5 protein-coding genes are annotated in these 6,833 nt (G+C 60.3%); all 5 read left to right on the top strand.

What is annotated here, in order from left to right; genetic code table 11:
* Positions 1-157 precede the first annotated feature (157 nt).
* Positions 158-538: an aspartate 1-decarboxylase gene (gene panD / locus ACW9IR_RS28145; protein WP_003205654.1), complete on the top strand. Its 381-nt coding sequence runs from the start codon at positions 158-160 to the stop codon at positions 536-538.
* A 231-nt stretch (positions 539-769) separates the two neighbouring features.
* Positions 770-2,434, top strand: a complete 1,665-nt coding sequence (pgi, locus tag ACW9IR_RS28140) for a glucose-6-phosphate isomerase (protein ID WP_077574571.1) — start codon at positions 770-772, stop codon at positions 2,432-2,434.
* Between the two features lie 310 nt (positions 2,435-2,744).
* Positions 2,745-4,682 (top strand): acetate--CoA ligase, encoded by a 1,938-nt coding sequence (acs, locus tag ACW9IR_RS28135; protein WP_457465884.1) that lies wholly within the window; start codon positions 2,745-2,747, stop codon positions 4,680-4,682.
* A 51-nt stretch (positions 4,683-4,733) separates the two neighbouring features.
* The gene (locus ACW9IR_RS28130) at positions 4,734-5,603 is read left to right on the top strand and encodes an oxygenase MpaB family protein (RefSeq protein ID WP_102900510.1); all 870 of its coding nucleotides are present in this window, start codon (positions 4,734-4,736) and stop codon (positions 5,601-5,603) included.
* Between the two features lie 131 nt (positions 5,604-5,734).
* Positions 5,735-6,751 (top strand): class I SAM-dependent rRNA methyltransferase, encoded by a 1,017-nt coding sequence (locus ACW9IR_RS28125; RefSeq protein ID WP_457465881.1) that lies wholly within the window; start codon positions 5,735-5,737, stop codon positions 6,749-6,751.
* Positions 6,752-6,833 lie beyond the last annotated feature (82 nt).

Genomic DNA, 6,833 nt, shown 5'->3' with positions numbered 1-6,833 from the left:
AGTCAGCATTAGTGTTGAATGACACACCGCCATCGCGAGCAGGCTCACTCCTACAGTGTTTTTCAGCGTCATGAAGATTGCATTCCAGCTGTATTGCCGCCTTAAAAGCCTTCGGGCACACTGCCCGCCGTTCGATTCCAACCCGGGAAAAACCCTCATGCACGCGATCATGCTCAAGGCCAAACTGCACCGCGCCGAAGTCACTCATGCGGTGCTCGATTACGAAGGTTCGTGCGCCATCGATGGCGAGTGGCTGGACTTGTCCGGCATCCGTGAATACGAGCAGATCCAGATTTACAACGTCGACAACGGCGAGCGTTTCACCACCTACGCGATTCGTGGTGAAGAAGGCTCGCGGATGATCTCGGTGAACGGCGCCGCTGCGCACAAGGCCAAGGTCGGCGACCGCGTGATCATTTGTGCCTACGCCCATTACAGCGAAGCCGAGCTGGTCAATTTCAAGCCGCGCATGCTCTACATGGCGCCCGGCAACGAGCTGAGCCACACCAGCAACGCCATCCCGGTTCAGCTCGCCTGATCGCGAAATCGCCCCGCTCCCCCTCCGTTTGTCGGCCAGTTCCCGGTCTCGATGTTAAAAAAGTACAGGGATCTGGTCAGACAAAGTCAAGACAGAACGCAGCGCGAGGTTTACTGTATTCGCCCTGTGTCCAGAAATCGTGTCGACGCAGTTGATCCCATGCCCAAACATGGCGTGCCGGGTCTGTTCAGTGTTCAAAAGGCCGTTCAAGTAAAAAGGAAAACCGCAGCGATGGCGTATTACCTCACTCCTCAAGACGTTACCGCTCTGCCCGCCTGGCAAGCGTTGAAAGATCACCGCCAAGCCATGCAGGATTTCAGCATGCGCGAAGCCTTCAACGCCGATCCGCAGCGCTTCAACCAGTTCACCCTCAGCAGCTGCGGACTGTTTCTCGATTATTCGAAAAATTTGATCAACGCCCAGACCCGCAACCTGCTGGTCGGTCTGGCCAATGAAGTCGATCTCAAGGGCGCCATCAAAGCGCTGTTTGAAGGCGAAATCGTCAACACTTCCGAAGGCCGCCCGGCGCTGCACACCGCCCTGCGTCGCCCGGTAGGCGACAAGCTGTCGGTCAATGGCGTCAACGTGATGCCGGAAGTCCACAAGGTTTTGAACCAGATCACCGATCTGGTTGGCCGCATACACGATGGCCTGTGGCGCGGTTACACCGAGAAGCCGATCACCGACGTGGTCAACATCGGCATCGGCGGCTCGTTCCTCGGCCCTGAACTGGTCTCCGAAGCACTGCTGTCGTACGCGCAGAAAGGCGTGCGTTGCCACTATCTGGCGAACATCGACGGCAGTGAGTTCCACGAGCTGACGCAAAAGCTGCGCGCCGAGACCACGCTGTTCATCGTTTCGTCGAAGTCGTTCAATACCCTCGAAACTCTGAAGAACGCTCAAGCTGCGCGCGCCTGGTACCTGGCGCAGGGCGGTTCGGAAGCCGAGTTGTATCGTCACTTCATCGCCGTTTCGAGCAACAACGCTGCTGCCGTAGCGTTCGGTATCCGCGAAGAAAACATCTTCCCGATGTGGGACTGGGTCGGTGGTCGTTATTCGCTGTGGTCGGCCATCGGTTTGCCGATTGCCCTGGCCATCGGCATGTCCAACTTCAAGGAACTGCTGTCCGGTGCCTACACCATGGACCAGCATTTCCAGACCGCGCCGTTCGAACAGAACATGCCGGTGCTGCTGGCGCTGCTCGGCGTCTGGTACGGCAACTTCTGGGGCGCGCAAAGCCACGCGATCCTGCCGTACGACCATTACCTGCGCAACATCACCAAGCACTTGCAACAACTAGACATGGAGTCCAACGGCAAGAGCGTGCGCCAGGACGGCACGCCGGTGTCGACCGATACCGGTCCGGTGATCTGGGGCGGCGTCGGCTGCAACGGTCAGCACGCTTACCACCAGTTGCTGCATCAAGGTTCGCAGTTGATCCCGGCCGATTTCATCGTGCCGATCGTCAGCTTCAACCCGGTTTCCGACCACCATCAGTGGCTGTACGCCAACTGCCTGTCGCAGAGTCAGGCGCTGATGCTCGGCAAGACCTTGCCGGAAGCCGAGCAGGAACTGCGCGACAAGGGCATGAGCGAAGAAGAAGTGCACAAACTTGCGCCGCACAAGGTGATCCCGGGCAACCGTCCGAGCAACACCATTGTGGTTGAACGCATCAGCCCGCGTCGTCTCGGCGCACTGGTGGCGATGTATGAACACAAAGTGTTCGTGCAAAGCGTGGTCTGGGGCATCAACGCCTTTGACCAATGGGGCGTGGAGCTGGGCAAGGAACTGGGCAAAGGCGTTTACAACCGTCTGGTCGGCAGCGATGAAAGCACTGCTGATGATCCGTCTACCCAGGGCCTGATCAACTACTTCCGCGGTCGTCACCGCGGTTGATCAGTCGCTTGATAGAAAGCCCCTGAAGTTCAGGGGCTTTTTTTCGTCTGGCGTTTGGCGTGGATTTCGCGGTGACAGCCAAATCGTTTCCCCCTCACCCCAGCCCTCTCCCCCAGGGGCGAGGGGGAAAGGGAGCCGATTTTCACGTTTTCGATACTTGAGTTCGACTCCGGATTTCAGGTCGATGTATCAAGCCACCTCACCCTAACCCTCTCCCTTTGGGAGAGGGTTAGGGTGAGGGGCGGCCTTGAACCCTTGCGCCTATCGGCGCATCTTTATCCTTGTCGCACCACAAGAATAAGGAACCGTCATGTTCGATATCAGCACGTTCCCCAAAGCCGATGCCGTCCGCCGGGCTGCGCAATTGAGTCAGGATGACTACCGGCGCCTGTACCGCGAATCCATTGAACACCCCACAACCTTCTGGGCCGAACAGGCCACGCGCTTCCTCGACTGGAGCACGCCGTGGCAGACCGTTCAGCGCTATGACCTGAAAACCGGCGAAGCCGCCTGGTTCGCCGGGGGCAAACTGAACGTCAGTTACAACTGCATCGACCGCCATCTGGAAAAGCGCGGCGAGCAGACCGCCCTGCTCTGGGAAGGCGACGACCCGGCAGAATCGGCGCAAATTACTTACAAAAAACTCCATCACCATGTCTGCCGCCTGGCCAACGTGCTGAAAAGCCGTGGCGTGAAGAAAGGCGACCGGGTGTGCATCTACATGCCGATGATCCCCGAAGCCGCTTACGCCATGCTCGCTTGCGCGCGGATCGGTGCGATCCATTCAGTGGTGTTTGGCGGCTTCTCCCCTGACTCCTTGCGTGACCGCATTCTCGACGCCGACTGCCGCACGGTGATCACGGCGGATGAAGGTGTACGCGGCGGCAAGTTCGTGCCACTCAAGCAGAACGTCGACAAAGCCCTGCAAAGTTGCCCGGACGTCAGCACCGTCGTGGTGGTCGAGCGCAGCCAGGGCAAGGTCGACTGGGTCGAGGGCCGCGACCTCTGGTATCACCAGACCGTGCGCGACGTCAGCGACGATTGCCCGCCAGAACCGATGGACGCCGAAGATCCGCTGTTCATCCTCTACACCTCCGGCAGCACCGGCAAACCCAAAGGCGTGCTGCACACCACCGGCGGTTACCTGTTGCAAGCGGCGATGACCTTCAAATACGTGCTCGACTACCGCGACGGCGAAGTGTTCTGGTGCACCGCCGACGTCGGCTGGGTTACCGGCCACAGCTACATCGTCTACGGCCCGCTGGCCAACGGCGCGACCACGTTGATGTTCGAAGGTGTGCCGAGCTACCCGAACAGCTCACGATTCTGGCAGGTCATCGATAAACACAAGGTCAACATTTTCTATACCGCACCGACCGCCCTGCGCGCGTTGATGCGCGAAGGTGCCGAACCGCTGAAGGAAACCTCGCGCGCCAGCCTCAGATTACTCGGCAGCGTCGGTGAACCAATCAACCCGGAAGCGTGGGAATGGTATTTCAACGTCGTAGGAGAACAGCGCTGCCCTATCGTCGACACTTGGTGGCAGACCGAAACCGGCGGCATCATGCTCAGCCCGCTAGTCAGCGCCCAGCGGATCAAACCGGGCTGCGCCACACAACCCATGTTCGGCGTACAACCGGTGCTGCTCGATGAACACGGCAAGGAAATCAAAGGCGCCGGCAGCGGCGTGCTGGCGATCAAATCGAGTTGGCCGGCGCAGATCCGCAGCGTCTATGGCGACCCGCAGCGAATGGTCGACACCTATTTCAAACCCTACCCCGGCTACTACTTCACCGGCGACGGCGCTCGCCGCGATGAGGATGGCGATTACTGGATCACCGGGCGCATCGATGACGTGATCAACGTCTCCGGTCACCGCATCGGCACGGCTGAAGTGGAAAGCGCGCTGGTGCTGCACGACAGCATCGCCGAAGCCGCCGTGGTCGGTTACCCCCACGACGTCAAAGGTCAGGGCATCTACGCCTTCGTCACGCCGATGAACGGCACCGAACCGAATGATGAACTGAAGAAAGAACTGCTCGCCCATGTCAGCAAGGAAATCGGCAGCTTTGCCAAACCGGACCTGATCCAGTGGGCGCCGGCCTTGCCGAAAACCCGTTCAGGCAAGATCATGCGGCGCATCCTGCGCAAGATCGCCTGCAACGAACTCGACAGCCTCGGCGACACCTCGACCCTGGCCGACCCGAGCGTGGTGCAAGGCCTGATCGACAAGCGCCTCAATCAGTAACACCTCGGGCGCGGTCAACCGGCCGCGCCCGCCCTTTCGCACTGAGTGGTCATGGAATTCATCCGCAGTCGTATCGAAAACCAGCTCATGAGCCTGACCGGGCTGTCCCTCGGCCAACTCGACCTGGAAAACCCCAAGGGCGACCCCGGCCTGTTCGGCCCCGACTCGATCAGTTGGCAGGTGCACGGCGATTTCAGCAGCATGTTGATCGGCGGTATCAGCGCGTTGTTGCTGCAAGCTTTGCATCCGCTGGCACTGGCCGGGGTTTGGGATCATTCGAATTTTCGTGAAGACATGCTCGGACGCTTGCGGCGCACCAGTCAGTTTGTTTCCGGCACCACCTTCGGTTCGCGGCGGGATGCCGATTGGCTGATCGAGAAGGTGCGCATCATTCACCTGCAAGTGGTCGGCACGGCGCCGGACGGACGTCCTTACGCGGCCAGCGATGCGGATTTGCTGACGTGGGTGCATGTGGCCGAGGTCAGTAACTTTCTCGCGGCGCATTTGCGTTATCGCAATCCGCAGTTGTCGGGGGCAGATCAGGATCGTTATTACGCGGAAATCGCCGTGATTGCCGAACGCCTCGGGGCGCGGAATGTGCCGAAATCGCGGCAAGCCGTAGCCGATTATCTGCAACGCATGCGCCCGCAGTTGCTGTGCGATGAGCGCAGCCGAGAAGTGTTGCGCCTATTGCTGGCCGCACCGGCGCCCAGTGTTCTGGCCCGGCCGTTTGGCGATCTGATGATGAAGGCCGGTATTGATCTGCTGCCGGACTGGGCCAGCGATATGCTCGATGTCCGCCAGAGTTCGCTGCAACGCCAGTTGATTCGCGCCAGCGTCAGACGCAGCGCACCGATGCTGCGCTGGGCGATGCGCAATGGTTCGGTGCAACGGGCCAAACGCCGGATGGGGCTGAGCTGACGCTCAGAGCTGCAAGCTGCAAGCTGCAAGCTGCAAGCTGCAAGATTTAAGCTTGGGGCTTGAAGCTTGGAGCTTGCAGCTCAGTAACTGCTAAACTCCCGCGCCCCCATTCTCTCCAGCAAGGCGCCCGCATGTCTTCCTTGAATCAGGCGCTGCGCGCCGCCCTCGATCAACGCCAGGATTTGCTGGCCGAGCTGCACCGCCAGGGCACCGATTGCTATCGGCTGTTCCACGGCAGCCAGGAAGGCGCCGGCGGTCTGACCATCGACCGCTATGGCCCGCAACTGCTGGTGCAAAGCTTCCACCAGACGCTGGAGCGGGACGACCTGCTGCAACTGCACGCCATGGTTAATCAGAGCCTGGGGCTGGAAACCTTGCTGGTCTACAACGACCGCTCGCGTGGCAACTCGCGCATTGACCGCGAAGACAGCGTCTATAAGGCTGACGAGGCGGCGCTGGCCGATCTGGTTGGCCACGAATGGGGTCTGAACTACCGTGTGCGTGGACGCCATGCCGGACAAGACCCGCTGCTCTTCCTCGACCTGCGCAACACGCGCGGCTGGGTCAAGGATCACGCCAAGGGCAAATCCGTGCTCAACCTGTTCGCCTACACCTGCGGCGTTGGCCTGAGTGCCGCCGCCGGTGGTGCGCGCGAAGTGTGCAATCTGGATTTCGCCGAAGGCAATCTGGCGGTCGGCCGTGAAAACGGTCTGCTCAACCCGCAATTGCCGCAGATGCAGTTCATCCAGTCCGATTACTTTCCGGCAATCCGGCAACTCGCCGGTCTGCCGATCAGTCAACGCCGTGGACAGAAACTGCCGAGCTACCAGCGCCTCGATCAGCGCCAATATGATCTGGTCCTGCTCGACCCGCCCGCCTGGGCCAAGAGTGCATTCGGCACCGTCGACCTGCTGCGCGACTACCAGAGCCTGCTCAAACCAGCCTTGCTGAGCACCGCCGACAACGGCGTGCTGATCTGCTGCAACAACCTGGCGAAAGTCAGCATGGACGACTGGCGCGAGCAGGTGCTGCGCTGTGCCGAGAAGGCCGGGCGACCGGTGCGCGAGTGGAGCGTGATGACCCCGGGCGCCGACTTCCCGTCCATGGACCAGCAACCGCCGCTGAAAACCCTGATCCTGAAGCTCTGAACCCGCCCGCGCGGCTAACAATTATCTAATGTGGGAGATTCTATGGTTGAGGGGAAGCCCTCAACTGACTTTTGCCTGATAT

The sequence above is a fragment of the Pseudomonas sp. SDT291_1_S447 genome (assembly GCF_054070155.1).
This window is presented reverse-complemented; position numbering and strand designations above follow the sequence as displayed.